The organism is Streptomyces sp. NPDC020898 (genome assembly GCF_044333925.1).
In the GTDB taxonomy this organism is placed as follows: Bacteria; Actinomycetota; Actinomycetes; order Streptomycetales; family Streptomycetaceae; genus Streptomyces.
Window position 1 is genome coordinate 1 of sequence record NZ_JBIRRV010000046.1, and the last position, 3,218, is coordinate 3,218.

Consider the following 3,218-nt stretch of genomic DNA (forward strand, 5'->3'; position numbering starts at 1 on the left):
CGGTGTCCTCCAGCAGCTGCTGTGTGGAAGCGCCATTCGGTTCGACCGCCTGCGTCCACATCGGGAGAAGACCCCACACGTACATGAACGTCATGGCGGAGGCTGCATGTTCAGTCACCTGGTCCGGATGCTGGGCGACACCGTTGACCAGCCGCACCGCGTACAGGACGACACCGCACACGCCCACGCCCCACACGATCACTTTCACGCGCCACCAGCGATGCTGCCACGCTATGTCGTTCCGCTTCCCGGACATCCAGCGACTCACCCGCTGGAGGGCGTACCACTTTTCTGCTCTGCTCCGCCAGAACCGGCATCCGTACAGGGCGAGGAACAGTCCGACGGTGAACAGGAGGAGGCTGACAGCCCTGTTGGTGACGTCGGGTGAGGTGTCAAAGAGGGTGTTTCCCCAGACGTTGAGGACGAATCCGACGGGGAGGATGACCAGCCGCCAGTGGATACGCACCCCTGCGGTCACCTGATGTGTGAGCGACATGGCCTCATCGTCGGATCACCATCCGGTAAGAGGTGGGGACTTGACACAGATCAGAGGTTGCGGGTCGGGCGCTGCGCGGTCGGTCCAGAGCGGGCACTCGCCCATGACGCTCGCCGGTCCTGGCCGGGTAAGGCAGCGTGTCGGGCGACCATCCGCGAGGCTAGTAGAAAACTCCGTCGCCACAGGTCAGAGGACTTCCCTCCCGGGCACACACAACGGACAGGGTTGAATCCCGGAACGGATTTCACGACTTCACAGGTCGGCACATGCGCCAGCGAACAGTGCGCCCCACCGACTCCTCACCGAGCTCTCGCTGGCGAAAACACACCTACCGGCTGTCCCCTCGGCCCCCGACCGAGGAGGCGCAAGCAGCTACCTCAATCGCCTCCCCCGGGCGGGTATACCCGATGTATTCTGTCGGGCATGGCACACACAACGATCAAGGTCGAGAGCAGCATCCGGGACCGGCTGGCGATCCTGGCCGCCGAGAAGGACACCACGATCGCGGGGCTCGTCGGTGAATTCGCCACCCACACCCTCACGCAGAGCGAGCGGGACGAGCAGGTCGCGAAGACCCTCGAAGTCCTGCACACACTCTCCGGCTACGCCCCGGATCCCGAGCAGGACCGCGCAGCGGACGATGAGCTCACGCGCCGGCTCGGCAGCGCCGCGTGAACCCTGTCGCCCCTGTCGATGTAGTCCTCGACGACAGCGCGCTGCTCGCTCTGGGCTCGGGCAACGTCCTGGCCTCCCGCCTTCTGTACCAGGCCGCCGAGACCGGGGCCTGGCGCGTCCACGTCGCGCTGGCCGCGCTCGCCGAAGCGGACCGGGTACGCACCGGACTCGCCGGCCACCTCGGCATGCTCGACCAGGTGGTTTTCCATCCGCTCGATCTCGCCGCCGTCCTGGCTGCCTCGGGCCACGAGCGGTCTCTGGGCTGGTGCCACACCCACCACGTGGCCATGCCCGGCGCCGAGCGCCTGGAGGGGGCACGCGTCGCCACCGTCCAGCCCAAGGCCTGGGACGGGGCCAACGTCCGGGTGCTCGACCTCTCTCCCTGAGCGATTCACCCGGGTTGAGGCGGACTTCCCCAGTGGATGTGATCCCAGCACTTCCCCAAGTGCGCGGAATTTACCGAATAGTTGACATCTGCTTTATGATTCGCGAATCATGAATCATGGTTCAAAGCGCGTCCGAACAGTTGCGTGACGTCTCGGCAAAGCTCTTCGGTAATCGTTATCGGGCGGAGGTGCTGCTGGCGCTGGCGATGTCGGATTCCCGAGGGGTCTGTCTGGGGGATCTCGCAGTCTCGCGAAGTGTTGCGCCCAGCGTGTACCAGGCGCCGGTGCAGGCTCTGGTGGACGCGGGTCTGGCTGTGCGTGTTCCGCGGGAGCCCGGCGAGCGGCGTCAGTGGTATCGGCGCAGCGACGATGCCGAACTGTGGCGGTGTCTGGCGGACCTCTTGGGCCGTTTGGCAGAGGCAGCCGGAGCCGACCGGGTTGGATGAATGGCGGGGTGCTGTTTTCGGACGGCGCCCGATGAGACAGGGTGGAGCCCATGATGACCTTGGCGAGTTCCGTGATCGGCGGTTCGGTGCAGACTGCTTCCGCGGCACTGCTGGGGCGGGACGGGCAGTCTGTGGTGGCCCCGGCGTTGGGGACGGAGGCGCTGTTCTTCTACCGCATGGACTCTGCCGAGGACGTACGCCGTCGTGAGGTTTCCGCGGCGCGCCTGGACAAGCTGCCCCCGCTGGAAACCCTTCTGGCCCTTCCGGTGGGTCTGCCCGTGCCACTGGCCTCACTCGATCAGCGGGAACGTCGTGCACTACGTGCCTTGCCGGCCGGGGCTGCGGACCGTAACCGCAAGGTGGTGACGCGGTGGGCGGTGCGGCCACTGCAGATCGACCTGGCCCTCGTGCGGGCGTCCGGCTGGCGGCAAGGGCTGGAGCGGGCCGGCCGGTTCGCCCCGTTCTGCCGAAGGGCCATGCTGCTCGACCGGCGCCCGGTACGCCTGGAGGAATCACTGGCGGAGGCGGACTTCTACGGTATCGGCGTCTTCGTCCCGTCGGGCGACGGGGTGGAGATGGTGCTGGAGTCCCGGACCTACCGGCCGCAGCGGCACACCGCGGCGGCCTGGGCGTTCGTCGAGGAGCTGTATCAGCGGGTGCGCTGAGCGGGCGAGGGCTCGGCCGGGACAGGGCCGGGGTCGGCAAGGGCCCAGCACTTGAGCTGCTCGGGTGCCCGGAACGCCTTGGGCTGTTCGAGGGCGGCGTTGAGCAGCGGGTACCGGTCGACGGCCGTGCGGCAGCGGTCGTACCACCAGCGCTGGCGCGCGATGCCCGACGGCGTCGCGCAGAGGTCGCGGAGCCACCCCATGAGCACAGCGATGTTGTGCGCCGCGGCTTCTGCCGGGAGCGGGGACTGGTTGCTGGTGAACGTGTCGAGCGCCTTGTGTCCGCAGGCGTAGCACTCGCAGATCGGCGCGGCGGCTGCGGCGTACTTCTTCGCCAGCGTCTCGCCAAGGTAGAAGTCCATGAGCTCGGGGTGCAGGACGTGCGGCGAGCCGGGGCCGCCGGACTTCTTCCCGGTCTGGGCCTTCTCACCGGGGACGATGGTGTGCCGCAGTGAGCTGGTGGCACCAAATGCGGTGAAGGCTGCGCCGGCTGCCAGGGCTCCGAAGGCGGCGAGATCGGTACGCAGCAGTGCGGTGTCCGGTACCTGTG

The 3,218-nt window shown here is 67.6% G+C and carries 4 protein-coding genes and 1 pseudogene; 3 read left to right on the top strand and 2 right to left on the bottom strand.

The window, feature by feature from the left end; translation table 11 throughout:
- Nucleotides 1-496 (bottom strand): hypothetical protein (locus ACH4TV_RS48240; protein WP_398407853.1); only part of this gene is annotated, 496 nt, incomplete at its 3' end.
- 423 nt (nt 497-919) lie between these two features.
- Between ACH4TV_RS48240 and ACH4TV_RS48245 the strand changes: the two genes are divergently transcribed.
- The 3 genes from ACH4TV_RS48245 to ACH4TV_RS48255 all read left to right on the top strand — a co-directional run bounded on the left by ACH4TV_RS48245 (nt 920) and on the right by ACH4TV_RS48255 (nt 2,668).
- The gene (locus ACH4TV_RS48245; RefSeq protein WP_037756696.1) at nt 920-1,171 is read left to right on the top strand and encodes a hypothetical protein; all 252 of its coding nucleotides are present in this window, start codon (nt 920-922) and stop codon (nt 1,169-1,171) included.
- A complete protein-coding gene (locus ACH4TV_RS48250) occupies nt 1,168-1,557 on the top strand; it encodes a hypothetical protein (protein ID WP_398407854.1) in 390 nt (129 codons plus the stop codon). Before ACH4TV_RS48245 ends, ACH4TV_RS48250 begins: the two co-directional genes overlap by 4 nt.
- A 496-nt stretch (nt 1,558-2,053) precedes the next feature.
- The gene (locus ACH4TV_RS48255) at nt 2,054-2,668 is read left to right on the top strand and encodes a hypothetical protein (protein WP_398407855.1); all 615 of its coding nucleotides are present in this window, start codon (nt 2,054-2,056) and stop codon (nt 2,666-2,668) included.
- On the opposite strand, the pseudogene ACH4TV_RS48260 reads toward ACH4TV_RS48255, so the two are convergent.
- Nucleotides 2,653-3,218: pseudogene (locus ACH4TV_RS48260) on the bottom strand (hypothetical protein); the annotation flags it as partial. The gene ACH4TV_RS48255 and the pseudogene ACH4TV_RS48260 sit on opposite strands and share 16 nt — an antisense overlap.

Coding starts and splice junctions, on each gene's coding strand:
- ACH4TV_RS48245 (WP_037756696.1), top strand. CDS start 920: ATGGCACACACAACGATCAAGGTCGAGAGCAGCATCCGGGACCGGCTG.
- ACH4TV_RS48255 (WP_398407855.1), top strand. CDS start 2,054: ATGATGACCTTGGCGAGTTCCGTGATCGGCGGTTCGGTGCAGACTGCT.